The organism is Microbacterium salsuginis (assembly GCF_012524205.1).
Lineage (GTDB): Bacteria > Actinomycetota > Actinomycetes > Actinomycetales > Microbacteriaceae > Microbacterium > Microbacterium salsuginis.
Genome location: NZ_JABACI010000001.1, coordinates 946,024 through 972,675 on the forward strand (window position 1 = coordinate 946,024; position 26,652 = coordinate 972,675).

Below are 26,652 nucleotides of genomic sequence, written 5' to 3' on the forward strand. Positions count from 1 at the left end.
CGGAGTTGACGGGCACCGCCGCGCTCGGCCATCGTCGAGGGGACATGACCGATTCCCCGAACTCGCCGCTTCCGCTCACCATCGCCGTGGTCGGAGGCGCCGGCGTCGTGGGCCGTCCCACCGTCGAAGCCGTGCGCGCAGCCGGCCACCGCGCGATCGCGCTCAGTCGCAGCTCCGGCGTGGACCTCCTCACCGGCACCGGACTGGACGCCGCCCTCGCCGGGGTCGATGCCGTCGTCGATGCATCCAACGTGACCACGCTGTCGGCGCGCAAGGCGACGCGCTTCTTCCAGACCGCCACCGGCAACCTCGTCGCCGCGGCCGCGCGGGCAGGCGTCCGGCACATCGTGGTGCCGTCGATCGTCGGCATCGATCGGATGCCCCACGAGTACTACGCCGGCAAGCTCGCACAGGAAGCGGTGGTGGAGGCGTCGTCTGTCCCCTGGTCCATCCTGCGCGCCACCCAGTTCCACGAGTTCTCGGCACAGCTGTTCCAGCGCGGCCAGGTCGGACCGTTCCATCTCGCACCGCGAGCCCGCGTGCAGCCGATCGCGGCACGCGAGGTCGGCGCTCGCCTCGCGGAGCTGGCCGCCGGTACGGCTCGCGGGCGGGTGGCAGATCTCGCGGGGCCTCGTGAGGAACGCCTGGACGACATGGTCAAGGCCTACGCCGGCCGCATCGGACACCGCGGCTGGGTGCCATCGGTCAGCCTGCCCGGCGCCCAGATGAAGGGCATGCGGGCAGGGCTCGCGTTGCCGGGTCCGGGCGCGGAATTCGGCACCGAGACGTTCGCCGGATGGCTGGAGGGCCTCGGCTGACGCTTCCGCGGGCGGCGCCCGTCAGCGACCATGGAGGTCAACGCAACGCCGACCGAGAGGACGACGTGAAGTTCGCGATCGCCGGCGGCACCGGACTCACCGGCGCGCATCTGACGACGGCCGCCCGCGCACGGGGGCACGAGGTGGTCGTCCTCTCACGGCGCACGGGAGTCGAGCTGCTGAGCGGTGCCGGGCTTGCCGGGGCGCTGGACGGTGTCGACGCCGTGCTCGACGTGACGAACGTCACCACATCGAAGCCGGACGTGTCGGTGTCGTTCTTCGCGGGGGCGACAAAGAGCCTCCTCGCCGCCGAACGCCGCGCGCGCGTGCCGCACCATCTCGCCCTGACGATCGTGGGAGCGGATGCTGCGCCCGATGGCTACTACGCGGGCAAGCTCGTGCAGGAACGACTGATCGCGAACGGGCCGACGCCCTGGACCGTGCTGCGCGCGACGCAGTTCCACGAATATGCGGCCATACTGTTCCACCGGGGACGCGCCGGCGTCCACGTGGCGCCGCACGGTCGCGTGCAGCCGATCGCGGCGCAGGAAGTCGCCGAGCACCTGCTCGATCTTGCCGAGGGGCAGCCCGCCGGCAGAGCCGCCGACCTGGCCGGCCCGCGAGAGGAGGACCTCCTCGAGATCGTCCGGGCCTATGCGCACGCGATCGGGTTCCGGGGCCTCATCGCGGCCGTCGACCCACCCGGCGCGTACGGGCACGCGCTGCGCAGCGGCGCTCTGCTCCCGGCGCCCGGAGCGACCCTGGGTCGGCAGACGTTCGCTGAATGGCTCGACGCCCTTCCCGACGCGTGAGCCGCGCGTCGGCGAGCAGCGCGCGATGCTAGGCTCCGCGAGGCTCGCTCCGCCGCGCGCGAGCTCGGCACGATGGCACCGGCACGACAGGACACAGAGAACGAATGAGCGACTTCCGCATCGGCGATGACGACTTCCTGCTCGACGGGCAGCCGTTCCGCATCCTGTCGGGGGCGCTGCACTACTTCCGCGTCCATCCCGACCAGTGGCGCGACCGCATCCGCAAGGCACGCCAGATGGGTCTCAACACCATCGAGACGTACGTCGCCTGGAACGCGCACGCCCCGCGCGAGGGCGAGTTCGATCTCAGCGGCGGGCTCGACCTGGGCCGGTTCCTCGACGATGTCGCCGCCGAAGGCATGCACGCGATCGTGCGCCCTGGACCGTACATCTGCGCCGAGTGGACCAACGGCGGACTGCCTGCCTGGCTGTTCACCTCGGGGACGGTCGGCGTGCGCCGCGACGAGCCGCAGTACCTCGCCGCGGTGGATGCGTACATGAGGCAGCTGGCGCCGGTGCTCGTCCCCCGCCAGGTCGATCGCGGCGGCCCGGTCATCCTGGTGCAGATCGAGAACGAGTACGGCGCCTACGGCGACGACCCCGTCTACCTCCGGAAGCTGGTCGAGCTCAATCGCGACATCGGTCTCACCGTTCCGTTCACGTCCGTCGACCAGCCGACGCCCGACATGCTCCGCAACGGCAGCATTCCCGGACTGCACAAGACCGCCTCGTTCGGCTCGCGGTCGCTCGAGCGTCTCGCGACGCTGCGACAGCACCAGCCCGACGGCCCGCTCATGTGCTCCGAGTTCTGGGACGGCTGGTTCGATCACTGGGGCGCGCATCACCACACCACGTCGGTCGCGGAGTCCGCACGTGATCTCGACGATCTGCTGGGTGCCGGCGCGTCCGTCAACATCTACATGTTCCACGGCGGCACGAACGCCGGATTCACCAACGGGGCGAACGACAAGGGCGTGTATCAGCCGCTCGTGACCAGCTACGACTACGACGCCCCGCTCGACGAGGCCGGCAACCCGACCGCCAAGTACTGGGCGTTCCGCGAAGTGCTCAGCCGCTATACCGCTCTGGCCGACGAGGACGTGCCGGCCGAGGCATCCGATGCCCCCGTCTTCGACGCCCGCCTCACCTCGATCGTCCCGCTCGCCGACGTCGTCGAGTCGCTCGGAACGTGGGCGTCGTTCGACGCCGTCCCGACGATGGAGGAGCTCGGCCGCTTCGAGGGCTTCGCGCTGTACCGCACCGAGGTGGATGAGGCAGGGCCGAGCGTGCTGGAGTTCGCCGAGGTGCGCGACCGGGCGCTCGTGAGCCTCAACGGCGCGCCGGTCGGCGTCCTCGCCCGGGATCACCATGATCGCTCGCTCGCCCTCCCTGCCGGCGCCCGGGGGACGCTCGAGATCCTCCTCGAAGACCAGGGTCGCGTGAACTACGGTCCGCGCATCGGCGAAGCCAAGGGTCTGATCGGGCCCGCCCGGCTGAACGGCCGCCCGCCGGCGCAATGGCAGGCGATGGCGCTGGATCTGAGCGACCTGTCGGCGGTGCGGGATGCCGCGTCCGCCGCCGCGACCGAGACCGAAGTGCTCGCCGGCCCGGCGTTCGGCGTGGGCGAGTTCGTACGGGACGAGCCCGCAGACCTGTTCCTCTCCACTCGCGGCTGGGGCAAGGGCTCGGTGTGGATCAACGGCGTCAACATCGGCCGCTACTGGTCACGGGGGCCCCAGCACACGCTCTACGTTCCCGCGCCCCTGGTGCGCGCCGGGCGCAACGAGATCATCGTGCTCGAACTGCAGGCTGCCCGGACCGGAGTCGAGTTCGTGGCGCGACCCGACCTCGGCCACACCGAATCGTGACGCGCTGGCGCAGGCCCCCTGGGGCCCTGACCTACATCTCCTCGTGCGTGTTCGGGTCGCCGCCCCACAGGCGGCCTCGCTCGAGGGCGCTGATCGCCGCGACCTGATCCTCGGTGAGCTCGAAGCCGAACACGTCGGCGTTCTCGCGCTGACGGTCGGCGTCGGCCGACTTCGGGATCGGCGTGCTGCCGAGTTGCGTGTGCCACCGCAGCACGATCTGCGTCGGGGTCACGTCGTGTACGGCCGCAAGCTCCTGCAGGAGCTGCTCGTTCAGCAGCTCGGTGCGCCGCGCCAGCGGACTCCAGCTCTCCGTGCGGATGGCGTGCTGGGCGTGGAACGCGCGAAGGGGCCCCTGCGGGAAGTACGGGTGCAGCTCCACCTGGTTCACCGTGGGCGCGACGCCGGTCTCTTCGATCAGCTCGGTGAGCATCGCCTCGGTGAAGTTCGAGACCCCGATCGAGCGGACGAGCCCCTGGTCCCGCGCCTCGATGAGCCCGCGCCAGGTGTCGACGTACCGGCCTACGCTCGGGTTCGGCCAGTGGATCAGGTGCAGGTCGACGCGGTCGAGGCCCAGCATCCCGAGCGACCCCTTGACGCTGTCGAGCGCCTCCTGCCTGCCGTGATGGCGGCCGGGGATCTTGGTCGTCACGAGCAGGTCGTCACGGTCGACACCACTGCGCCGCACGGCCTCGCCGACTTCGCGCTCGTTCTCGTAGTTCACCGCGGTGTCCAGCAGCCGGTAGCCCGAGGCGATGGCGTCGACCATCGCCTCGATGCCCTCCTCGCCGCGCAGGTTGTAGGTTCCGAGCCCCAGTGCGGGAAACCAGGTGCCGTCGTTCAGTGTCACGGAGGGGATCGCGCTCATACTTCCATCCTGGCCCGGTTCGCCGCCCGGCGGGGCGTCGTGATGCCCTGCGCCGGGCGGCCGGCCCCATTCGCCGACCGAACCGTCACGGGCGGTCGTCGGCGTCGAGCGTGCCCTCGGTGGCCGCGCGCTCGTCGGCGGCGGCGCTGTCGAGCCGGTCGTCGTCGAGATCGGGGTCGAGCGGCTGGTCGTCGTCGGCGAGGACGTTCTCGTCTGCTGCGAGATCGTCGTCGTCGCCCGCCGGCGGGACGAAAGGGGGAATCGGCTGGTTGGACATGGGGTCCTCCATTCGCTCGGATGATGCCTCCATGCGAACGTAGGACCGGACCGTGTGACGGACACGGGGGTTGCGTGCGGGGCACCGCCGCGGTAGCCGTCAGTCGATCGAGCGGATCCTGTCCCGGCGACCGGGGATGCCGCGCTCGACGCGCGTCCACGCTCCGTCGCCGGCGCGCACGTCGTAACCCGCGAAAGCGCACGCGATGCCGGCTGCCGACATGAGGTCGGCCGAGTCCATGAGCTGGAAGTGAAGGTGCGGCGAGGTCGAGTTGCCGGTGTGGCCGACCCGGCCGATGACCGTGCCGGCGGTGATCTCGTCGCCGACGCGCACCGCCACACTGTCGGGCACGAGGTGCGCGAATCCCGCGAAGACGTCGCGCGGGCCTCTGGCCTTGAGGATCACGTGGTTGCCGAGGATCGCGGGGATCTTCTCCGGCCGGAAGGTGATCCCGTTCCAGATCTGGCGCGCCGCCTCGCGGAAGGGGTTGATCCAGCGACGCTCCGGCACGCCGTCGACCGCGGCCACGACGACGCCGTCGAGCGGGGCGTGGACCTCGGCCCCCCACGCGTAGCACTCGTTGGTACGGCCGCCGATCGTCGACGCGATGAACGTGGACGCGGGGTGCACATGCACGCCGGGCCGGTCGTCGACCTTCACGAAGTCGTACGCGAACCGCTGGCCCAGCAGGTCGACGCCGTGGCTCGGGATGCGCGCGGCCGGCGTCGTGACCGCCATCCAGCCCTCGCCGCGGAGCGGGAAATCCACGACGATCGGCGCGTCGAGTTCGCGAGAGGTCACCGACGAACTCATGGCTCCCGCATCCTGGCGCCGCCCGCGGTCATCGCGGCCTCGCCGTGGTCTCCGCTGCGAGGCTTCCCGATGCCGCGCCCACGAGCACTTCGGCTGCTCGCGCGGTGCGGGCGGCGAAGCGCGCGGTGTCGGTGCCTCGTGCGAGCGATTGGGCGTTGAGCCCGTCGATCATGCCGATGAGCTGCCACGCCACGGCGCCCGGGTCGCTGGTGGTGAAGCGGCCCTGACGACATCCGTCCGCAATGATGCCCTCGACGAGCGCCTGCCAGCGCTGCATCTGCCTACGCACGGCTTCGGCGAGCGACGGATTGCGCCGCGCCATCGCCCAGCCCTCGACCCAGACCACGGTGAGATCCTCGCGGCCGTCGTCCATCAGCGTCGCCAGCAATGCGGCGAGTCGCCGAGCCGGATCTTCGTGCGCATCGAGCAGCAGCTCGACGTCGCGCACCTCGTCGTCGACGAGGTCGGTGTAGACCGTCGCGACGAGGTCGTCCATCGACGGCTGGTAGTGGGCGATCAGTCCGGACGCGACGCCGACGCGGTCGGCGACGGCGCGCAGCGTCAGAGCGCTCAGACCGCTCTCACGTGCGATCGCCCTGGCCGCGCCGAGGATCTCGGCCGCCCGCTCCGCGGGAGCCTTGCGGGTGCGGGAGCGGGGCTGCGTGGTTGACATCGTCTCGCCAGTGTAGATAGGTTCTCTATTGATCACCAGATCAATTAAGTCGGTACGATGTCGACGACACGATGCGAAGGGACGCGCGATGGCCTGGAGGATGCCGCACGAAGGCGATCCGCACGAGCGGACCTGGATGGCCTTCCCCGCCGAGGGCCCGACGCTCGGCGACGACCCGGCCGAGCACGAGCGCTTCTACGAGGCCTGGAGCGCCGTCGCGAACGCCGTCGCAGAGTTCGAACCCGTCACCATGCTCGTCGACCCCTCTCGGACGGACGACGCGCGGCGCCTGCTCTCCTCCGCGATCGAGATCGTGCACACGCCGGTCGACGAGTTCTGGTTCCGCGATCATGGTCCGACGTTCGTGGTCGACGACGAACGACCGGGCGTGCTCGGCGCGGTGGACTGGGTCTTCAACGGGTGGGGCGCTCCGGAGTGGGCCCAGTGGGACAAGGCGGCCGCGCATGCCCGCTTCACCGCCGAACTCACCGGCGCCGAGCTGATCAGCTCTCTGCTCGTCAACGAAGGCGGCGGCATCCATGTCGACGGCGAGGGCACGGTGCTGCTCACCGAGACCGTGCAGCTCGACCCGCGGCGCAACCGCTTCGCCGATCGGGCTCGCGTCGAGGCGGAGCTCGCCCGCACGATCGGCGCGACGAGAGCAGTGTGGCTCCCCCGCGGCCTCACCCGGGACTACGACGAGTTCGGCACGAACGGACACGTCGACATCGTCGCGACGATCGCGACGCCCGGCCGCGTCCTGCTCCACACGCAGCAGAACCCCGACCACCCGGACTTCGAAGTGTCACGGGCACTGCGCGGACTCCTCGGACAGCAGACGGATGCCGCCGGCCGTCGTTTCGAGATCATCGACCTCCCGGCACCCGACGCCCTCCGCGACCGCGAGGGATTCGTGGACTACAGCTACGTCAACCACCTGCTCGTGAACGGTGGGATCATCGCGTGCGGGTTCGGCGAGGAGCGGGCCGATGCCAGGGCGCGCGAGATCCTCGAGGCGGCGTACCCCGGCCGCCGCGCCGTCACCCTCGACGCCCGGCAGATCTTCGCGGGCGGCGGGGGCATCCACTGCATCACCCAGCAGCAGCCGGCGGTGGCACGATGACCACCCCGTTCCCGGTCGTGGAGAAGTCGATCGCCGAGCTGCGGGCAGCGCTCGAGTCCGGTGCCGTGACCGCCGCCGACCTGGTCGACGCGTATCTCGCGCGCTTGGCCGCCTTCGACGAACCCGGTACCGCCACCGCCCTCAACTCGGTGATCGTGCGCAACCCGGAGGCGCGGGCCGAAGCCGAGGCATCCGACCGCCGTCGCGCCGAGGGGCGCACGCTCGGCCCACTCGACGGCATCCCCTACACGGCCAAGGATTCGTTCCTGGCGCGCGGGCTCACGGTCGCCGCCGGCTCGCCGGCCTTCGCCGATCTCGTCGCGCAGCGGGACGCGTTCTCGATCGAGCGGCTGCGCGAGGCGGGCTGCATCCTCGTCGGTCTCACGAACATGCCGCCGATGGCCAACGGCGGAATGCAGCGCGGGCTCTACGGCCGCGCCGAGAGCCCCTACAACGCCGACTACCTCACCTCCGCGTTCGGGTCAGGGTCCTCCAACGGCTCGGGAACCGCGACCGCGGCTTCCTTCGCCGCGTTCGGCCTCGGAGAAGAGACGTGGTCGAGCGGGCGCGCACCCGCGTCGAACAACGCGCTCTGCGCCTACACCCCGTCGCGAGGCGTCATCTCGGTGCGTGGAAACTGGCCGCTCGTCCCCACGATGGACGTCGTGGTGCCGCACACCCGCACCATGGCGGATCTGCTCGAGGTGCTCGACGTGCTCGTCGCCGACGATCCCGAGACGCGCGGCGACTTCTGGCGCGCGCAGCCGTGGGTGCGGATTCCGGATGCCGCGGCCACCCGCCCGGCGTCGTACCCGGCGCTCGTGCCTTCCGACGCCGACGCAGCCCGGGTCGCGCTCACGGGACGGCGTTTCGGGGTGCCGCGCATGTATGTCAACGCGGACCCCGAGGCCGGCACGAACCCGGACGGCGGAATCGGCGGCCCCACCGGAACGCGCATCGAGACCCGCGCGTCGGTCCTGGAGCTGTGGCGGGCCGCGCGGCGCGATCTGGAGGCTGCGGGGGCCGAGGTGGTGGAGGTCGACTTCCCGGTCGTCACCAACTACGAGGGCGACCGGCCCGGCGCGCCGACGATCGCGACCCGGGGACTCGTGAGTCCCGAGTTCCTCCGCCGCGAGATCGTGGACCTGTCCGCCTGGGCGTGGGACGACTTCCTCCGCGCCAACGGGGACCCCGCGCTGGATCGGCTGGATTTCGTCGACGGCGCTGCGATCTTCCCGCATCCGCAGGGCGCTCTCCCCGACCGGTACACGGGGTTCGAGGACGACATCGCGACCTATCCCGCGCAGGTGCGGGAGCACCCGTACGCGTCGTTCGCCGACATCCCCGAGCTCGGGGCAGGAGTCCGCGGGCTCGAGGAGACGCGCCGGATCGATCTGGAGGACTGGATGTCGCGGCACGGCCTCGATGCGGTGCTCTTCCCCGCCGTCGCCGACGTCGGACCGGCGGATGCCGACGTGAATGAGGCCTCGGCCGCGGTGGCGTGGCGCAACGGAGTCTGGGTCGCCAACGGCAACCTCGCGATCCGCCACCTCGGCATTCCCACGGTCACGGTGCCGATGGGCGCGATGGCCGACATCGGGATGCCGGTGGGCCTGACCTTCGCCGGACCCGCGTACGCCGACCCGGACCTGCTGGGCTGGGCGGCCGCGTTCGAGGCGCTGCGCCCGCGTCGCGCGATTCCCCCGCGCACCCCCGAGCTCGGCTGAGCCCGGCGTGCGCGGCTGAGCCCGGCAAGCCGCAGCCCGCACGCCGAACCCGGCGGCCCCGCGGCAGTCTCCGACGTACGCGGCGACGCACGACGTCGCGCCCGCAAGAAGGTGCAGCGCGGCGACCCCGGGAGTGGGGCCGCCGCGTCGGTCTGCGCATTGTTCCGGTTGTGCCGAGGTCTCAGCGCCGGGCCTCGATGATCAGGTTGAACGGGGTCTCAGCGACCACGCGCACCCGCGAGAAGCCGGCCTGACCGAGAACCGCCGTGAGGCGCTCCGGGCCGGCCTGGGCTCCCAGGACCAGCTCGCCGCCGTCCGCGATCGCATGCGCGGTGCAGATCATGCTCGACGCTGCGTAATACGTCTGCCCGACGATGTTGAGGTTGTCTTCGAGCCGATCGGCGGCGTTCGGCTCCACGAGCAGAAGCGTCCCGTCGGGCGCGAGCGCGGATTCCGCGTGACGCAGCGCGCCGACCGGATCGCCCATGTCATGCAGCGCGTCGAAGAACGTGATCAACCCGAATTCGAGCGCCTGGTACTCCGTGGCGCTCACCTGCTCGAAGATCGTCCGCGCTTCCACGCCAGCCTCCCGCGCGTTGCGACGGGACTCCGAGATCGACGGCGCGTGAGTGTCGTATCCGAAGAAGCGCGAGTTCGGGAACGCCTGCGCCATCAGCACCGTGGTGTGGCCATGCCCCACTCCGACATCCGCGACGGAGGTGCCCCGTTCCAGTCGCTCGACCACGCCCTCCAGTGCCGGCAGCCACTGCGAGACGAGGTTCGCCCGGTAGCCGTTGCGGTAGAACGCCGCCGTCCCGTGAGCCAGCCGGGGGTCGTGGTCGCCCCACGCGATCCCCGCGCCGGTGCGGAACGCATGCAGCGCCTTCGCCTCGTCGCTCCACATCGCGGCGGGCGTGTTCCACGCCGCAGGGAGGTAGACGGGACTGTCCTCGTCGGCCAGCACCATCGCCTGCTCAGGACTGAGCGAGAACGTGCGAGCGGCCGGGTCGTAGGCGACGTAGCCCGCTGCCGCCTGCGAAGCGGCCCAGTCTCGCACATAGCGTTCTGAGCAGTCGGCACGATCCGCCAGCTCTTGCGACGTCAGGGGTCCGGCTTCAGCGAGCGCCTGATAGAGCCCCAAGCGTGCGCCCAGGCTCACCATGACGCCGAGGTATCCGGCGCCGAGGTCGTCCACGGCCTTGAGAAGGAAAGCATTCAGGGCGGTTTCATCGACGGTTTTCGTCGTCATCTCGTCGGTCCTTTCTTATTCGATCGACGGTGTGATTCCATGCTCCGGATGCCGCGGGCCCGTGTTCAGTGGCATCCGTACCCTTGTTCGGTCCATTCGTGCCACGATGTGCTCGAGCATCATGCCCATGACCCGAACCCTCGACGTGAGTGTCGTCGCTCTCCCCGACACCGGGGTTGCGACGATGTTCGGCGTCCTCGACGTCCTGAACTCGTTCCGGCTCATGGGGATCGGCGACCCGTCCGCGGCCCCGCCGTTTCGAGCCGGCATCGTGGGAGCTGAAGCCGGTCCGCTGCCGGGAGTGAGCGGGGTGCCGGTGCCGGTCGAGCGGAGCATCCGCGACGTGGCCGCGACCGACATCGTGATCGTTCCGTCGATCGTGCTCGGGCCCCACGGCTGGGAGACCGGCCGCTACCCGGACATCGTCGCCTGGGCATCGCGTATGCACGAGCAGGGCGCGCTGCTGTGCTCAGCGTGCTCCGGGATCTTCCTCCTCGCCGAGACCGGCCGGTTCGACGGCCGCGACGTCACCGTGCACTACGACTACGCTCCGCAGCTGCGCGCCGCCCACCCCGGCGTGCGGGTGCACCCGGAGCGAGCTCTCATGGTGGCAGGGTCACGCGACGAACTCGTGACATCGGGGGCCTCGACGACGTGGCACGACCTGGTGCTCTACCTGACCGGGCGGTTCGCCGGTGCCGTCCTCGCCCAGGAGACCGCACGCGTTTTCGCGCTCCAGTGGCACCAGGACGGGCTCGCGCCGTACATGGTGTTCGAGGGGCGCAGCGATCACGGTGACGCGGTCGTCGCCGATTCCCAGGAGTGGCTGCGCACACACTTCTCTCTTGCGACGCCTGTCGAGCAGATGGTGGTGCGCTCGGGCCTCGCGGAGCGGACGTTCAAGCGCCGCTTCACCGAAGCAACCGGTGTGAGCCCTCTCGCGTACGTACAGAGGCTGCGCGTCGAGGAAGCCAAGCGTCGTCTCGAACGATCCGAGGACTCGGTCGAGGCGATCGGGTGGCATGTCGGCTATGAGGATTCCGCCTTCTTCCGGCGGCTGTTCAGACGCATCACCGGTCTGAGCCCGGCGGCGTACCGCAAGCGCTTTCGGGTCCCGATCATCACCACGCCTGCGTCCGCTCCGAACCCGGATCTCTCTCGGAGCTCACCCCGCCGCTGAGCGTGCTCCGCGGTCCGTGAGCTCAACTCAACGCATGCTCGAGCGCAGGTGATCTCCGGCGTCGCCGACAGCATCGGTGACGCGATCCTCCGCCGGCTCGGCGTCGACGGCCTCGCCGTCGCCGGGGGCAGCGGCGACAGCATCCGGATCCGCGTCCGTGTGGAGCGAGGGAGGGGCGGCGGCGTACGCGTCGGAGAGCTCACGGTACGGCTTCGAGGCGAATGCGAGCAGCACGACCACCAGCAGCACCAGGCTCGCGCCGACGAACGCCAGGGCGATGCCCCGCGCTTCACCCTCGCCGAGCAGCCAGCCGAGCGAGTCCTGCCCGGCCTGCGAGTCCATGTACGGGATGAGCCAGAACTGCGCGAGAGGCCCGACCAGGAAGGCCGACACCGGCGCCGCCGCCGACTCGACGCTCGCCGCGAACCCGAACACACGGCCCTGCTTCTCGTAAGGCACGACGCGCTGCACGATGGTCTGCTCGGATGCCTCGGCGATCGGCATCAGGCACATGAAGACGAGGATCCCGACCGCGTAGAGCCACCACACCTCGCGGATGGCGAACGTCATGCCCAGCAGCGCGATGCCGATGTTCACGAGCAGCATCGTCCGCACCGGGTTCTTGCCGAGGCCGAACTTCGCGACCAGACCGCCGCCGATGATGAACCCGAAGCTGGTGATGCCCAGGATGATGCCCCACATCTCCACCGAGAAGAGCGTCAGCCCGTACGGGTCCATGAGCGCCATGAAGACGCCGCCGACGAGATTGTTGAAGGTCGAGAAGAGGATCAGCGCGAGCAGCCCCGGCACGATCATGACTGCGGGAATCACCTCGCGGAAGCCGAAGCCCTTGGGCGCCTCGCCCTCGACGTGGGCGACGCCTCGCTCCGGGATCGGCACGAAGAGCAGGTGGAGGAGGGCGATGGCGGTCGCGACGATCGCGATCACGACGGTCCAGCCCATTCCGAGCAGGCCGACCGACAGGCCGGAGAAGACGCTGGTCACCATGAAGGCGATGCCGTGCACCGTGCCGACGAGGCCGTTCGCCTTGTCGCGGCGATCCCCGGGCACCAGCAGCGTCACCGTCGTGGACAGCGCGATGTTGCGCATGTTCTCGACGACCCCGCCGATGAGGATCACGCCCGCGAACACCCAGAACCACGGCCCGCCCCAGTTCACGAGCACGCTCTCGGGGAACGACAGGTACAGAGCTCCGGCCAGCAGGTACGTCGACAGCGTCACGACGCTGGAGAGCACCATGACCGCCTTCTTCTTCATGTGGTCGACGATCGCGCCGAACACCACACCCAGGAGCGCGACCAGCAGCATGTACGAGCCGCCGATGATCGCCGTCGCGAGCACCGACCTCGTCTCGAGGTAGGCCCAGAACGTCAGCGCCCACCAGAGGTAGCTCGATGTGACGTTGGCCACCGCGGTGTTGACGAGCACCTGATAGAAGGCGCGGAGGGTTCCCGGTCCGGGTGCCGGCTGCAGGGGTTCGGCAGACGCCGGCGACTCGGGCGTGGACTGACTCATGAGGTTCCTCGGGCGTGTGAGATTCGGTAACCGGAAGCGGGAGGGGTACGGTGAATGTGGACACCGTGCACATTCGATGTTCACACCGTACACACTTGAGCGGGACGGCGCAATGACTCCTATGGTGCGCACCTATCATCACGGGGACCTCCGACGTGCCCTCATCGACGAAGGGCTGCAGCTCGCCCGAACCGGCGGTCCGGGCGCTGTGACGCTGCGCGAGGTGACCCGCGCCGTGGGCGTCTCGCCGAACGCCGCATACCGCCACTTCGCCGACCGCGAGGATCTGGTCCGCGCGGTCGCGGCCGAGGCCCAGCTGGCCCTCGCCACGGCCATCGTCGAGCGCGTGGCAGCCACGCCGTCCGAGCTGCCTGAGGCCGAGGCATCCGTCGAACGGCTCCGCCGCGTGGGCCTGGCCTACATCGACTTCGCGCGCGCCGAACGCGGCTGGTTCGAGGTGGCGTTCGCGACCCAGGACACCGAGCCCAACGACGGCATCGTCACGCTGGGCGATGCGGTCGTCGCACCGTTCCAGCTGCTGCTGGACACTCTCGACGAGATGGTGGATGCCGGAGCCCTCGATCCCGGCCGTCGCCCATACGCGGAGTGGGCGTGCTGGTCGGCGGTGCACGGGTTCGCCGAGATCGCCGTCCACGGTCCGGTGCAGTGGCAGCCGTCGCCTGTCATCGACGCGCTTGCCGCCGCCGTCGTGGAGTCTGCCATCACCGGCGTGCGCGGCACGACAGCGGCTCCGGTGACCGCACCGCAGGCGGCGGATTCTTCGGCCACGTGACGCCGGCGCCTCCTAGACTGCGCGCATGACCCCCGCACCGCCGGACGCCGGCGACCGTGACGGCCCGGTGCGCCGGGCGCTGTGGTGGGCAGCCGACTACGCCTACGCCCTGCGACGACAGCTCGCCGTGCTGTCGCTGCCATGGGCGGTCGGGCGCCGGCGGCCGACGCCCGAGGCATGGCGGCGCGGGGACGCCGCGCTTCCCGAGCTGTACCTCCTCCCCGGTGTGTACGAGCACTGGACCTTCCTGCGACCTCTCGGCGATGCGCTGGCCGCCGCGGGGTACCGCGTACGGGTCGTGCACGGACTCGGCGTGAATCGGCGCAGCATTCCCGAGACGGCCGAGCGGCTCACGCGCGTGCTCGCCGAATCACCGCCGCCCGCCGCGGGACGCGTGCTCGTGGCGCACAGCAAGGGCGGACTCATCGGCAAGCACGTGCTCGTGCGGTCGGGGGCGGCGATGGACGCCGCGGCCGAAGCGGCCGCGGGCGGCGACCCCGCGAATGCCGCGGCCACCGCGACGCCGCCGGCCGGAGGCGCCGCCCTCGGGCTGCTCGGACTCGTCGCCGTCGCGACGCCCTTCGGCGGCGCGCGCCGCGCCCGGCTGCTGTTCGCCGACCCGAGCATCCGCGCGTTCCTGCCCGACGACGAGACGATCGTGATGCTCGGGCGCGAGACGTCGATCAACGGCCGGATCGTGTCGGTGTTCGGGCCGTACGATCCGCACATCCCGGAGGGAAGCGCACTGGACGGAGCGACCAACATCGCCGTGACCGGCCGTGGCCACTTCCGGGTATTGGCTTCGCCGGCGACCCACCGCGCCGTGCTCGACGGCATCGCGCTGCTCGCACGCCCCCGAGGCATCGCACCGTGATCAGGGCGCGGGCGTACGCGTGGAACCGCGCCACGCGGCGAGGATCTCGACGTGGCGCAGCAGGAACGCCCGCTCATCGAGGCGCTTGCGCCGCAGCCACCCGGTGACCTCGTCGTTGCTCTTGCTCGCATTGCACGAGCGGCACGCCGGGACGACGTTCTCGAACGTGTAGCGCCCGCCACGAGAGATCGGCAGCACGCAGTCCTTTTGGAACGGGCCGTCGGCGAGCCCGCAGTACGCGCACGATCCCCATGCCTCGACGATGGCCACCCACTCGTCGAGCGTGAGGTCGTTGTCGGCCGCCGCGACGCGGCGCGCACGACGGCGCGAGGCGCGCGCGCGACGGGTCTGACTCACGGCCATGGGCTCACCCTAGGCGACCTGGGCGGCACGACTCGCGATGCCGCGCGGGATCCCGTGTCACGGAGTCGGCGGCTCCGGTCGCGGATGGTCACGTCTTCTGTGACACCGGCGGGGACGGTGTCACCGCACGCGCCGGCACGCCCGCTCGACGTCACCGGTTCTGTGACACCGGCCGAGACCGCGGCTCGGGCCGGCCCCCTCACAGCGAGCGCACCCCCGCCGTGAGCATCGTGAAACCAGCGCGCGCCCTGCTCCGGGTACCGTAAGGGACGTGACTGCGCCCGTCGATGCCACCGCCACTTCCGCCTGGGCTGAGCTCAGCAGCATCCGCGACTCGTTCTCGCCCGATCTGCGGGGCTGGTTCGCCGCCGATCCGGAGCGCGCCGAGCGCTGGATGCTCGACCTCGCCGACCTCCATGTGGATCTGTCCAAGAACCTCGTGACCGACGAGATCCTCGCCGCGCTGGTGCGCCTCGCGGAGCAGACCGGCGTGGCGGAGCGCTATGCCGCGATGCTCGCCGGCGAGCACATCAACACCACCGAGGACCGCGCCGTGCTGCATACGGCGCTGCGTCGCCCGGCCGGGGCATCCCCCGCCCTCGTCGTCGACGGGCAGGACATCGACGCGGACGTGCACTCGGTGCTCGACGCGATGGCCGCTTTCGCCGACCGCGTGCGCAGCGGCGAGTGGACCGGCGTGACCGGCAAGAAGGTCACGCACATCGTCAACATCGGCATCGGCGGCTCGGACCTCGGCCCCGTCATGGTCTCGGCCGCGCTCGAGCCGTACGCGACCGCCGGCATCGAGGCCCGGTTCGTGTCGAACATCGACCCCACCGATCTCGCACAGAAGACCAAGGGGCTCGATCCCGAGACGACCCTCTTCATCGTCGCCTCGAAGACGTTCACCACCCTCGAGACCCTGACCAACGCCCGGCTCGCCCGCGACTGGCTGTGGTCGGGTCTGGCGGCCACCGGTGCCATCGACGGCAGCGATGAGAAGAAGACGGATGCCGTCGCCCACCACTTCGTGGCCGTCTCGACCGCTCTCGACAAGGTCGCGGCCTTCGGCATCGACACCGACAACGCCTTCGGCTTCTGGGACTGGGTCGGCGGAAGGTACTCGGTCGACTCGGCGATCGGCCTGTCGCTCATGATCGAGCTCGGACCCGACGTGTTCCGTGAGCTGCTCGCGGGGTTCCACGCCGTCGACGAGCACGTGCGCACGACGCCGCTCGAGCGCAACGTGCCGGTGCTCATGGGCCTGCTCAACGTCTGGTACTCGAACTTCCTCGGGGCGCAGTCGCACGCCGTACTCCCCTACGCGCAGCAGCTGAGCCGTTTCGCCGCCTACCTGCAGCAGCTGACGATGGAGTCCAACGGCAAGTCGGTGCGCTGGGACGGCAGCCCCGTCACGACCGACACCGGCGAGGTGTTCTGGGGCGAGCCCGGCACGAACGGTCAGCACGCGTTCTATCAGCTCATCCACCAGGGCACGCGCCTCATCCCGGCGGACTTCATCGCGTTCGCCAACCCGGCGTACCCGCTGGCCGACGATGGCCGCGATGTGCACGGACTGTTCCTGTCGAACTTCCTCGCGCAGACCAAGGCTCTCGCGTTCGGCAAGACCGCGGAGGAGGTCGAGGCCGAGGGCACGACCGGTGCCCTGGTCGCCGCACGCACGTTCGCCGGCAACAAGCCGACGACGTCGATCTTCGCGCCGGCGCTCACCCCCGCGGTGCTCGGCCAGCTCATCGCGCTGTACGAGCACATCACCTTCACGCAGGGTGTGGTGTGGGGCGTCAACTCGTTCGACCAGTGGGGCGTCGAACTCGGCAAGCAGCTCGCACTGCAGATCGCCCCGGCTCTGGAGGGCGACGAGCAGGCGCTGGCAGCGCAGGATGCCTCGACGCGCGCGCTCCTGGCGTACTACGCGGCGCACCGCAAGAGCTGACGGATTTCGGATGCCGGGGTCCCGGCATCCGCCCCCACGACCGGCCGCGTACACGGTTCGCCCAGCAAAAGCGGAGGACTCGTCCAGACCGGCGGCGCAGACTCGGGGACTTGTGCGTCCGACCCGAGGGCGCCCCGCACGGCCATGCCCGCGCGGAACACCCGAAGGATCGTACGTTCGTCATGCTCTCAGACCCCTCGTCCACTCCTACCCGCCGCACGCTCCGCACCCGCCGCCGCCGGTCCGCTCTGCCCGTGATCGCCGTCGGCGCCGCCGCCGGGATCCTTGCCGCCGCAGGCCTCGTGCTGGCTCCCCCCTCCGTCGCCGCCGCGGCCGCCTCGCCGCTGGCGGCCTCGTCGGCAGCCGTCGCCGCCGCCGCGAGCGTGCTGCCCGCCACCGAGTCCCTCCGCGACATCGCCACCGACGCGGATGCCACCCTGGAATCGGCGAGACTCGCGCTGGCCGACGCCGACGCCGTCGACGCCGAGATCGTCGGCTCGGGCCTGGATCTGGGCGCCGAGCCCACCGCGATCGACACCACTCGCCTGCGCGCGGCGATCGCCGGGCTGGCCGGCCTCGACATTGTTCCGCTCCTCCTGCTCCCCGACGCAGCCGGCGAGGTCGCCGTCCAGACGCGCACTGTCGCCGCTCGCGTGTCCGAACTGCGCGAGCGGCTGGAAGCGGCACGGACCCAGCGCGCCGCCGAAGAGGCTGCCGAGGAGGCTGCTGCGGCGGCCGCCGCAGCGGCGGCCGAGGCGCAGCGGCAGGCCGAAGCGGCGGCAGCCGCCTTGGCCGCGGCGAACACTCCCGAGGGTGCGCGCGCGACGGCTCAGGCGATGGCGGCCGAACGCTACGGCTGGGGCGGCGACCAGTTCTCGTGCCTCAACTCGCTGTGGCAGAAGGAATCGAACTGGAACTACCAGGCCTATAACGACTCCAGCGGCGCCACCGGCATCCCGCAGTCCCTTCCCGGCAGCAAGATGGCCACGGCCGGAGCCGACTGGCAGACCAACGCTGCGACGCAGATCGCGTGGGGCCTTGACTACATCTCACGCGCGTACGGCACGCCGTGCGCAGCCTGGGGGCACTCGCAGGCCACCAACTGGTACTGACGCGGCGGCGGCGGCGCGGTCCCGGTCAGAGCGCGGCGAGCCAGTCGTCGAACGTCGTCGGCGCGATCCGCGCGCCGTCGCCCGGCAGCAGGACTTCTCCGGCGAACTCGACGCCGAGTGCCGAGCCCTGCCAGCTCGCTCGAATCGGCCGGGTGTCTCGCCGGGCCGCGCGCGTGCGCCGCGCCATGTCGACGGCATCCTCGGTCACAGGTCCCGCGACGTCGGCATAGCGCCCCTGCGGCTCGCCCTCGGCGAGTTCCACCAAGACATCGGCGATGTCTTCGGGCGCGATGGGCTGCAGCAGAAGGGGCGGCACGTGCGAGACGCCGTCGACGGTGCTCCAGTCGGCGATCATCGCGGGGAAGTCGTGGAACTGCGTCGCCGGAACGATCGTGTACGGCACCGGACCGGCGGCCACGACCCGCTCCTGAACGCGCTTGCCGAAATAATGCGGGTTGCCGAGCACCCTGCTGGCACCCGCGATCGACAGCGCGACGTGGTGGCCCACGCCCGCCTTCGCTCCGGTGGCGAGCAGGTTCTCGCTGACGGCGGCGAACACCCGCTCCGCGGTCGCGACATCGGCCACGGGCGGATTGCTGACGTCGATGACGACGTCGACTCCGGCGAGTGCGCCGTCCAGGCCCTCCCCCGTCACGAGATCGACGCGCTGCCCGCGACTGAGCGAGACCACGTCGTGTCCACGAGCCCGAAGCCGCTCCACGACTAGCGCTCCGATCCGACCGGTACCGCCCGCCACCGCACTGCGCATGAGATCTCCTATTGTGGATATTTCGTGTCCACAATAGCCATGACGGTTACTCTGGACAAGTGAAGCTTCCCGAGACCACGGAATGGGCACTGCACACCGCCGCGGTGCTCGCACAGCTTCCCGCGGACTCGACGATCTCGGGCGCGCAGCTGGCTGAGCACTTCGGAGTGCCCAACCCGTACCTCTCCAAGCAGCTCGCGAAGCTGGTGCGTGGCGGGATCCTCACGGGCAGCACGGGACCGCGCGGAGGTTTCCGCCTGGCGCGGCCGGCGTCGCAGATCACGCTCCTCGACGTCGTGGCGGCCGTCGACGGCGTCTCGGACCCCTACGTGTGCCGCGAGCTGCGACAGCAGGGGCGCGGAAGCGCGCGGCCCGAGGACTGCACGCGACCGTGCGCTCTGGCGGTGGCGATGCATCGCGCCCACGAGGCGTGGCTGCAGTCGCTGCGCGACGTGACGCTCGGTGGGGTCATCGCGGGGCTCTCCTCCGACGTCGTCGCCAAGAACCGCCGCCTGCTCATCGAGGATCCGCTGCCGCGTCGCTGAGGGACCGCGGCGCATGCCACGCCGGCGCGCGGCCGAGGCATGAGCCCGAGGCGCTACTGCCCGCTGCCCCCGAGCGCAGCTCCGTCATCGGGCTGCCACGCCGTGACCGCCACGGTGGACCCCTCGACGATGTCGAGTTCGACCGGCCACGAACCGCGCGTCATTCCGGGGACTGCCGCGGCGTGCAGAGAAGCCGTGATGAGCGCGCCGTGCGTGGACGCCGCGTCCCATCCGAGGTACGCGACGGCATAGCCGCCCGCCGGCACTTCGATGCGCTGCGCCCCGAAGTCCTGCGTCATGAACGACCCGCCGTGTTCGATCGTGACGTCGAGCAGATGGTTGTTCTGGTCGCCGAATGCGACGTCTGGATACCCTTCGATGACGCACGGCTCCTCCGAGAAGTTCATCAGCTGCACCGCCTGGCCTCGGTGGCCGGTGGCGGCATCGCTGCCCCCGAGCAGGAGCGTCGCGCGCTCGGCCGTGCACCATTGCGGATCATCGGGAACGGATGCCTCGGCTTCAGCCGGCACCGGAACCCCTTCCGCGTTCGGGTCGGGCGGTGCGCCGAAGCTGGTCTCGGCCTGCGCCTGCCGGGCAGCTTCGACCTGCGCCTCGATGTCGAGGCGCCGGGCGTCATCACCCGCGATGCCTGCGATGAGCACCACGACGACGGACGCCGCGGCGGCCGCCCAGACCCAGGGGCGCCGCTCGGGCGGGCCGGCCGCGGCCGCGCCGCGCGCTGTTCCGCGCGCGACGATGAGTCCCGGCATCCATCCCGCCGCCACTCCCCACAGCGCACCCGAGGCGGCCGCCGCGCCGAAGTCGCCGCCGAGGAGGCCGCGCGGACCGAACATCGAGAGCGAACTCCAGGCGACCGCGATGTCGAGCGCGAGCCCGACGATCGCTCCGGCGGCGACGGCGGCGAACCACGGGCTGATGACGCCGGGTGCTGCAGCCCCGCGCCCTGCAAGCGAAGCGAACAGCGCATGGCAGACGACGATCGCGGCGCCGCTCAACACCGCCAGCACCGCGGGCCATGCGGCCGGCCACGTCCAGACGGTGGGCGGGAGGATGTCGGGAACCAGGCTCGCCAGCTGCGGCAGACCCCCGGGGAGCTGCCGCAACGCCCACGCGACTCCGGCCACGACCAGCCAGAGCGCTCCGGCCACGACACTCGAGAGGGCCCGACGCCGGCCGGAGGGTTCATTCATCGAGTCCATCCTGGCCGATGGACGGGCGGTCAGCGGACCGGTGCGTGCGGCCCGTAGTGCTGCGCGACCTGCTGCGACGTGAGCCAGCCGTCGAACGTCTCGGCCTGCGGCCAGCCCTCCGGGGAGTCCTGCCACGGCTCCCGGCGCCCGTACGGCAGCAGGTCGATGAGCGGGAAGGTGTGCGCCAGCTGTTCCGTACCGCGACCGTCGGTGTGCCACGTGCGATAGACGTCGTCGCCGTCACGGAGGAACACGTTGACCGCGAACCCTCCGCCCTTCGGCGCGTCCATGTCCTCACCGAAGGGACTGTCGGCGGTCGAGTACCACTCCATGCGGTTGCCGACCTTCTCCTTGTACGCCAGCGCCTCGTCGATCGGGCCCTGAGTGATGATGACGAACCGCGCGTCGTACGGCTCGAGGAATTCCAGCCGCGTGAACTGCGAGGTGAAGCCGGTGCATCCGGGGCACTGCCACTCCTTCCCCTCGAACCACATGTGGTGGTACGTGATGAGCTGCGAGCGGCCGTCGAAGATGTCGGCCAGGCGCACCGGGCCGTCCTTGCCGACGAGGGTGTACTCCGGCAGCGCGACCATCGGCAGGCGACGGCGCTGGGCCGCGATCGCGTCCAGTTCGCGCGTGGCCGCCTTCTCCCGCGCCCGCAATGCGGCGAGCTCGCGCCGCCACGTCTCGGTGTCGGCGACGGGTGGGAGTGCCTTCTCAGTCGTGCTCTGCATCGGAACCTCCGGATGTCGAGTGCGGATGTTCACACTGTACACATCATTCGGAACGGGTCAAGAGGGCATGGCAGTGCACGGTTTGCGGCGGTGCCCGCCGCCCGAGTCCGTCGACGCCCCCTGCGATGGACAACCGTCGCTAGTGGTCGCCGACAGAGGCGTGCACATGGGCGCGCTGGCCTTGGCGTCCGACGAGGCTGAGGTATTCGACCGGGCCGGCACTGGTGGCCCCGAACCAGTGCGGGGTGCGGGTGTCGAACTCGGCAGCTTGCCCAGCCTGCAAGAGCAGGTCTTGGTCGCCGAGCACCAGGCGGAGAGTGCCGTTCAGTACGTAGGCCCAGTCGAACCCTTCGTGGGAGCGCAGGTCTGGCGCCGTATCGTCGCTGCCCGTGGGGAGGACGAACTTGTACGCCTGGACACCTCCGGGGCGACGTGTGAGCGGGATGATGATCGACCCGTCCCTGCAGGACATGGGACGGAGATCAATCCGGGGGTTGGCGGTGCGAGGCGCGTCGACAAGGGAATCGAGCGTGACGCCGTAGTAGCGGGCCAATGGGAGCAGTTGTTCCAGAGTCGGCCGCCGTAGTCCCGCCTCCAGTCGGGAGAGGGTGCTTATGGAGATCCCGGTCTCCTCGGCGAGTGTGGTGAGCGTGATGTCGCGGCGCAGTCGAAGGTGTTTCAGGCGTGGACCCACCGTGTCGAGGGTGTGATCGGAGTGTTCGCTCATGGCTCCAGTTTGCCATTTGGCAAGATTGATTGCCACCGGCGCTCGTTCGGGTGATCCTTGGTACGGACATGATCGACGAGCGGGAGGACAGTGCAATGGGCACCACACACGATCAGATGAACGAGGCCGGGATCACCCGCGGCGGTTCGGCCAGGCTGAGCGCCGTGTACCGCGGCCCGTTGCACGCATGATGAACGAGTTCGGCAAGGACTACTGGGAGGACCAGTGGGGCCCCACCGGCTCGGGCCGCAAGCGCCGGCTCCCCGTCAACCCCTACCTGAGAGCAGAGACCGCGCATCTGCCCGTCGGCGCGGTACTGGATGCGGGCTGCGGAACCGGAACCGAAGCGCTCTGGCTGGCCGAGCAGGGCTGGGACGTCACGGCTGCCGACATCTCCGCGACCGCACTGGCGGAGGCACGGGCTCGTGCCGCCGGCGGCGTAGGCGAGCACATCGACTGGGTGGAAACCGACCTGTCGCGGTGGGAGCCGGCACGGAGCTGGGATCTGGTTTTCACCAGCTACGCCCACGCGCAGATCGGGCAACTCCCGTTATACCGGCGTATCGCCTCCTGGGTCGCCCCTGGCGGAACGCTCCTCATCGTGGGACACCTGCACGGCGACCATCACGACGTCCCCCGCGGACATGACCATCCCCAGGGAGCGACAGCGACGCTGGAGGGGATCACGAACCTGTTCAGCTCCCCGGAATGGCGAATCGACTCAGCCTATGAGCACACCCGCACCGTCCATCCCGGCGGTTCGCCAGTGCACCTGCGTGACGTGATCGTCCGCGTCCACCGACTTCCCTGACTTCGTCCTTCCCTGTTCGCGCCAAGGTGTGTCAACCTCGGCGCCGCTTCGGCCTGCCCGCGGTCAGGGCCGCGCAGAGCACTTCCTGAAAGGAAACACGATCCCGCCATGACTTCCATCACTCACGCCGGTGCAGAGAACGCCGCTCCTGTCATCGACGATCCCCGACGCAGACGTGCCATCCTGTGGGCCGTCTGCATCGCATTGATGGCCGTTGTCGCCTCAGTCACCGGCCTCAACGTCGCTCAACCGCAGCTGGCGACGACTTTCGGCGCCTCCCAGGGGCAGGTGCTGTGGATCATCAACACCTACACACTCACCCTCGCAGCCCTCCTTCTGCCACTGGGAGCACTGGGCGACCGGCTGGGTCGCAAGCCGGTGCTCATCGTGGGGCTGACGGTGTTCGGAATCGCGAACATCGCCGCCGCCGTGGCCCCGGTGATGGAGGTCATGATCGCCGCGCGTCTGCTCAGCGGCATCGGCGCGGCGCTGATCATGCCCGTCACTCTGTCGGTGATCACCGCCTCGTTCCCGGACAAGGAACGGTCCCGGGCGATCGGGGTGTGGAGCGCGGTCGCAGGAGGGGGCGGCATCGTGGGGATGTACCTCTCCGCGCTGCTGGTCGATATCGCGTCCTGGCGCTGGCTGTTCGCGCTCCCCATCGTGCTCACTGTCGCGGCACTGCTGATCGCCGTCCGCGCGGTTCCGAACTCCCGCGACAAGGCCCCGGGCCGGTTCGATGCCCTGGGGGCGTTGACCTCGATCATCGCGGCCGTCGGTTTCACCTTCGCCCTGCACGAAGCACCGTCTCTTGGCTGGGCCGACCCGATCGTGCTGATCCCGCTCATCGCGGCAGCGCTCGCTACCGCCGGGTTCATTCTGTGGGAGCTGCGCATCCCCTCCCCGCTCCTGGACGTTCGGCACTTCCGCACGAGAGGCCTCTCATCCGGCACCACGCTCCTGCTTGTGTTGTTCGGCGTGCTCGGTGGGATCTCCCTGGTGCTCTACCCCTTCTTCCAGGTCGGCTTCGGATGGAGTGGGCTGCTCTCCACGCTCGCCATGATGCCCATGATGCTGCTGATGATGCTCGCCGCCGGGCTCGCCCCTCGTCTGGCAGCACGCATCGGAGCCCGGGCTTCCATGGTCGCCGGACTCACCATCACCACCGCGGGCCTCGCGCTGATGGCCGGGCTCGTCTCCGCCGACGGCGGCTACCTCAGCGTGCTGCCTGGACTGATCGCGATCGGACTGGGCTCGGGCCTGGCGATGACGCCCTCCACCGAAGCGATCACCTCATCACTCCCTCGCGAGCAGCAGGGTGTCGCCTCGGCCCTGAACGACCTCTCGCGGGAGCTCGGAGCAGCCCTGGGCATCGCGCTTCTGGGCGGTGTGCTGGTGGCCGGATACCAGAGCGCGATCGCCGGACGCCTTTCCGGTGTGCCCGAAGAACTCGCTGCGACAGCGCGCGAAGGCATCGCCAACGCCGCCGCGATCAGCCAGAACGCCGGGGCTTACGCGGAGCAGATTCTCACCGCTGCGAACGAGGCATTCATCGCCGGATGGCAGCAGGCGATGTGGGTCGGCGTCGCCGTCATGACCGTCCTCGTGATCTTCGTGCTCTTCCGTGGCCCCCACTCCACACCCTCGGAGCCGCTGAACGACACCGTCGACGAGGCTCCGAACCGCTCTGATGCCCTCAGCGTTCAGCGCGAAGGTTGAGCGTCCCCACCAACGAGGATCCCGTCTCATGGCCACCGCATCACGGAAAGATAACGGCAAACCCTTGCTGTCGTTATCTCGCCGTTATACAGTGCTTGCACGGTAGCTGTTTTGCTGTGGCAGCTGCCGGCATGTGATTGCAGGACACTCTTGGTGCAAAGGGACAAGGGCCGGTCGGTAGCCTCTCCGACCGGCCCTCACCTTTGCCGTCGCGCGGGCAACGCTCCCGCGGCCAGATCACAGAAAGATAACGAGAAACCTTGCCTTCGTTACCTGGTCGTTATAGAGTTCACGAAGGTAGTTGTTTTGCTGTGGCAGCTGCCGACATGTGATTGCAGGACACTCTTGGTGCAGGGACAAGGGCCGGTCGGAAGCCTCTCCGACCGGCCCTTTTCTGTGCCCCTCGCCCGTCCTATGTGACCCGCCCGTCGCCCGGCCGGGCGACCCGCAGCCACCGGTAGCCGTAGGCGGGCACCTCGAGCTCGACGCGTCCTCGATCGCCGAGACCGATCCGCTCCGCACCCAGCAGGTCGACGAGCGATGCCCCCTCGGGTTCGTCCTCGAGGGCGAAGGCCATGACCGCCGGCGCGTCGCCGAAGTTGTGCACCGCGACCATGCGCCCGACGTCTGCCCGCAGCGAATGCACGAGGACCCGCGATCCTTTCGGCGACAGCACCTCGAATCTGCCCCAGCCGAGCTCAGGAGAGATCCGGTATCGCGAGATCAGGTCGCGGAAGAAGTGCAGCAGCGAGCCGCGGTCCTCGAGCTGATCGGCGACGTTGACGTGCTCGGGCGCGAAGCCGTCGCCCGGCGGCCGCGAGACGAGACGTGAAGCCGCGGCATCCGAGAATCCTCCGTTCTTGTCCCGCGACCACTGCATCGGCGTCCGCACGGCTTGCCGGCCGGTGATCTCGGCGTTCTCGCCCATCCCGATCTCCTCGCCGTAGAAGAGCACCGGCGTGCCCGGCAGCGTGAACAGCAGGCTGTACGCCATGCGGATGCGCCGCGGATCGCCCTCGAGCATCGTCGGAAGGCGCCGCACGATGCCACGCCCGTACACACGCTGCTTCTCGTCGGGAGCGAGCGCGTCGAACACCTCCTGCCGCTCGTCCTCGCTCAGCTGGTCGAGGGTGAGCTCGTCGTGGTTGCGCAGGAAGTTCGCCCACTGCGTCTCGGTCGGCAGCTCCGGCCGCGCGGTCAGCGCCTCGACCAGCGGGGTCGGGTCCTGCCGCACCAGCGACAGATAGAGGCGCTGCATCGCGACGAAGTCGAACTGCATCGTGAGCTCCTGGCCGTCGTCGTTCGCACCGAAGAACGCGACCTGCTGGTCGTACGGCAGATTGACCTCGCCCAGCAGCACCGCCTCACTCGAGCGACGCTGCAGGAACCGCCGCACGTCGCGCAGGAAGTCATGCGGATTGGCCATCTCGGCGCCCTCGGGCACTTCGAGCAGGAACGGCACCGCGTCGACCCGGAAGCCCGCGACGCCGAGCTGCAGCCAGAATCCGACCGTTCGCGCGATCTCATCCCGCACCCGCGGATTCGCGACGTTGAGGTCGGGCTGATGCTCGTAGAAGCTGTGCAGGTACCACTGCCCCGACTTCTCGTCCTTCGTCCAGATCCCATCGGCCTCGCCGGGGAACACGGAGTTCTTCTGCCCCTTCGGGGGCGGATCGTCCCGCCACACGTAGTAGTCGCGGTAGGGCGAGTTGACGCTGCGCTTGGCCGAGACGAACCACGGATGCCGGTCCGAGGTGTGGTTGATCACCAGGTCCACGATCACGCGCATGCCGCGGTCCTTGGCGGTGCGCACCATCTCGACGAACCTGCCGTGATCGCCCAACCGCGGGTCGACGCCGAAGAAGTCGGTCACGTCGTAGCCGTCGTCCCGGTCCGGAGACGGGTAGAACGGCATGAGCCAGATGCACGTCACGCCCAGCTGGGCGAGGTAGTCGATGCGGGCGGCGAGGCCTTGCAGGTCGCCGATGCCGTCGCCGTTGGAGTCCAGGAACGTCTCGACGTCCAGGCAGTAGATGACGGCGGACTTCCACCACAGGTCGCTCGTGTCGGTGATCCTCATTCCCCCGAGCGTTGTCGGG

25 protein-coding genes are annotated in these 26,652 nt (G+C 70.0%); 13 read left to right on the top strand and 12 right to left on the bottom strand.

Features of this window, described 5'->3' with window-relative positions; genetic code table 11:
• The first annotated feature begins 44 nt into the window (after positions 1-44).
• The 3 genes from HF576_RS04610 (at position 45) to HF576_RS04620 (ending at position 3,498) form a co-directional block, all read left to right on the top strand.
• Positions 45-818, top strand: a complete 774-nt coding sequence (locus HF576_RS04610) for an SDR family oxidoreductase (protein WP_168911559.1) — start codon at positions 45-47, stop codon at positions 816-818.
• 65 nt (positions 819-883) lie between these two features.
• Positions 884-1,630, top strand: a complete 747-nt coding sequence (locus tag HF576_RS04615) for an NAD-dependent epimerase/dehydratase family protein (protein WP_168911560.1) — start codon at positions 884-886, stop codon at positions 1,628-1,630.
• 104 nt (positions 1,631-1,734) lie between these two features.
• The gene (locus HF576_RS04620) at positions 1,735-3,498 is read left to right on the top strand and encodes a glycoside hydrolase family 35 protein (RefSeq protein WP_168911561.1); all 1,764 of its coding nucleotides are present in this window, start codon (positions 1,735-1,737) and stop codon (positions 3,496-3,498) included.
• 31 nt (positions 3,499-3,529) lie between these two features.
• Here the strand turns inward: HF576_RS04620 and HF576_RS04625 are convergent, their stop codons facing one another.
• From HF576_RS04625 to HF576_RS04640, 4 genes are all read right to left on the bottom strand, one after another.
• Positions 3,530-4,363, bottom strand: a complete 834-nt coding sequence (locus HF576_RS04625) for an aldo/keto reductase (protein WP_168911562.1) — start codon at positions 4,361-4,363, stop codon at positions 3,530-3,532.
• Between the two features lie 85 nt (positions 4,364-4,448).
• The gene (locus HF576_RS04630; RefSeq protein ID WP_168911563.1) at positions 4,449-4,640 is read right to left on the bottom strand and encodes a hypothetical protein; all 192 of its coding nucleotides are present in this window, start codon (positions 4,638-4,640) and stop codon (positions 4,449-4,451) included.
• Between the two features lie 99 nt (positions 4,641-4,739).
• Positions 4,740-5,453, bottom strand: coding sequence for a peptidoglycan DD-metalloendopeptidase family protein (locus HF576_RS04635; protein ID WP_168911564.1), 714 nt, complete (start codon positions 5,451-5,453; stop codon positions 4,740-4,742).
• A 28-nt stretch (positions 5,454-5,481) separates the two neighbouring features.
• Complete coding sequence (locus HF576_RS04640; RefSeq protein WP_168911565.1) at positions 5,482-6,126, bottom strand: TetR/AcrR family transcriptional regulator; 645 nt, start codon at positions 6,124-6,126, stop codon at positions 5,482-5,484.
• An 88-nt stretch (positions 6,127-6,214) separates the two neighbouring features.
• On the opposite strand from HF576_RS04640, the gene HF576_RS04645 reads away from it, so the two are divergent.
• Positions 6,215-7,249, top strand: coding sequence for an agmatine deiminase family protein (locus HF576_RS04645; RefSeq protein WP_168911566.1), 1,035 nt, complete (start codon positions 6,215-6,217; stop codon positions 7,247-7,249).
• Positions 7,246-8,976: an amidase gene (locus HF576_RS04650; protein ID WP_168911567.1), complete on the top strand. Its 1,731-nt coding sequence runs from the start codon at positions 7,246-7,248 to the stop codon at positions 8,974-8,976. Before HF576_RS04645 ends, HF576_RS04650 begins: the two co-directional genes overlap by 4 nt.
• Before the next feature lie 181 nt (positions 8,977-9,157).
• Here the strand turns inward: HF576_RS04650 and HF576_RS04655 are convergent, their stop codons facing one another.
• A complete protein-coding gene (locus HF576_RS04655) occupies positions 9,158-10,225 on the bottom strand; it encodes a class I SAM-dependent methyltransferase (RefSeq protein WP_168911568.1) in 1,068 nt (355 codons plus the stop codon).
• A gap of 127 nt (positions 10,226-10,352) precedes the next feature.
• Here HF576_RS04655 and HF576_RS04660 point away from each other — a divergent pair, with 127 nt between their 5' ends.
• Positions 10,353-11,405 (top strand): GlxA family transcriptional regulator, encoded by a 1,053-nt coding sequence (locus HF576_RS04660; RefSeq protein ID WP_205834722.1) that lies wholly within the window; start codon positions 10,353-10,355, stop codon positions 11,403-11,405.
• 27 nt (positions 11,406-11,432) lie between these two features.
• Here the strand turns inward: HF576_RS04660 and HF576_RS04665 are convergent, their stop codons facing one another.
• The gene (locus HF576_RS04665; protein WP_168911570.1) at positions 11,433-12,941 is read right to left on the bottom strand and encodes an MFS transporter; all 1,509 of its coding nucleotides are present in this window, start codon (positions 12,939-12,941) and stop codon (positions 11,433-11,435) included.
• Positions 12,942-13,062: 121 nt separating this feature from the next.
• Between HF576_RS04665 and HF576_RS04670 the strand changes: the two genes are divergently transcribed.
• Both HF576_RS04670 and HF576_RS04675 read left to right on the top strand, forming a co-directional pair.
• Positions 13,063-13,734, top strand: a complete 672-nt coding sequence (locus HF576_RS04670) for a TetR/AcrR family transcriptional regulator (protein ID WP_240948632.1) — start codon at positions 13,063-13,065, stop codon at positions 13,732-13,734.
• A gap of 25 nt (positions 13,735-13,759) precedes the next feature.
• Entirely contained in the window at positions 13,760-14,608 is an 849-nt protein-coding gene (locus tag HF576_RS04675) for an esterase/lipase family protein (RefSeq protein WP_168911572.1), read from the top strand.
• Here the strand turns inward: HF576_RS04675 and HF576_RS04680 are convergent, their stop codons facing one another.
• Positions 14,609-14,971, bottom strand: a complete 363-nt coding sequence (locus tag HF576_RS04680) for an HNH endonuclease (RefSeq protein WP_168911573.1) — start codon at positions 14,969-14,971, stop codon at positions 14,609-14,611.
• 271 nt (positions 14,972-15,242) lie between these two features.
• On the opposite strand from HF576_RS04680, the gene pgi reads away from it, so the two are divergent.
• Together pgi and HF576_RS04690 are read left to right on the top strand one after the other, a co-directional pair.
• Entirely contained in the window at positions 15,243-16,925 is a 1,683-nt protein-coding gene (gene pgi / locus HF576_RS04685) for a glucose-6-phosphate isomerase (protein WP_168911574.1), read from the top strand.
• 182 nt (positions 16,926-17,107) lie between these two features.
• Positions 17,108-18,037 (top strand): aggregation-promoting factor C-terminal-like domain-containing protein, encoded by a 930-nt coding sequence (locus tag HF576_RS04690; protein WP_168911575.1) that lies wholly within the window; start codon positions 17,108-17,110, stop codon positions 18,035-18,037.
• 25 nt (positions 18,038-18,062) lie between these two features.
• On the opposite strand, the gene HF576_RS04695 is transcribed toward HF576_RS04690, so the two are convergent.
• Positions 18,063-18,806 carry an SDR family oxidoreductase gene (locus tag HF576_RS04695; protein WP_168911576.1) on the bottom strand — a complete coding sequence of 248 codons (744 nt, stop codon included), beginning with the start codon at positions 18,804-18,806 and terminating at the stop codon, positions 18,063-18,065.
• A 59-nt stretch (positions 18,807-18,865) separates the two neighbouring features.
• On the opposite strand from HF576_RS04695, the gene HF576_RS04700 reads away from it, so the two are divergent.
• Positions 18,866-19,351, top strand: a complete 486-nt coding sequence (locus HF576_RS04700; RefSeq protein ID WP_168911577.1) for an Rrf2 family transcriptional regulator — start codon at positions 18,866-18,868, stop codon at positions 19,349-19,351.
• A gap of 53 nt (positions 19,352-19,404) precedes the next feature.
• Here the strand turns inward: HF576_RS04700 and HF576_RS04705 are convergent, their stop codons facing one another.
• The 3 genes from HF576_RS04705 to HF576_RS04715 all read right to left on the bottom strand — a co-directional run bounded on the left by HF576_RS04705 (position 19,405) and on the right by HF576_RS04715 (position 22,023).
• On the bottom strand, positions 19,405-20,562 hold the full coding sequence (locus HF576_RS04705; RefSeq protein ID WP_168911578.1) for a DUF4232 domain-containing protein: 1,158 nt from the start codon (positions 20,560-20,562) through the stop codon (positions 19,405-19,407).
• Between the two features lie 29 nt (positions 20,563-20,591).
• Complete coding sequence (locus tag HF576_RS04710; protein ID WP_168911579.1) at positions 20,592-21,296, bottom strand: DUF899 domain-containing protein; 705 nt, start codon at positions 21,294-21,296, stop codon at positions 20,592-20,594.
• 139 nt (positions 21,297-21,435) lie between these two features.
• The gene (locus HF576_RS04715) at positions 21,436-22,023 is read right to left on the bottom strand and encodes a helix-turn-helix domain-containing protein (RefSeq protein ID WP_168911580.1); all 588 of its coding nucleotides are present in this window, start codon (positions 22,021-22,023) and stop codon (positions 21,436-21,438) included.
• 187 nt (positions 22,024-22,210) lie between these two features.
• Between HF576_RS04715 and HF576_RS04720 the strand changes: the two genes are divergently transcribed.
• Together HF576_RS04720 and HF576_RS04725 are read left to right on the top strand one after the other, a co-directional pair.
• The gene (locus HF576_RS04720) at positions 22,211-22,834 is read left to right on the top strand and encodes a class I SAM-dependent methyltransferase (RefSeq protein ID WP_168911581.1); all 624 of its coding nucleotides are present in this window, start codon (positions 22,211-22,213) and stop codon (positions 22,832-22,834) included.
• A gap of 108 nt (positions 22,835-22,942) precedes the next feature.
• The gene (locus tag HF576_RS04725; protein ID WP_168911582.1) at positions 22,943-24,553 is read left to right on the top strand and encodes an MFS transporter; all 1,611 of its coding nucleotides are present in this window, start codon (positions 22,943-22,945) and stop codon (positions 24,551-24,553) included.
• A 412-nt stretch (positions 24,554-24,965) separates the two neighbouring features.
• Here the strand turns inward: HF576_RS04725 and HF576_RS04730 are convergent, their stop codons facing one another.
• On the bottom strand, positions 24,966-26,633 hold the full coding sequence (locus tag HF576_RS04730; protein ID WP_168911583.1) for an alpha-amylase family protein: 1,668 nt from the start codon (positions 26,631-26,633) through the stop codon (positions 24,966-24,968).
• Between the last annotated feature and the right edge of the window lie 19 nt (positions 26,634-26,652).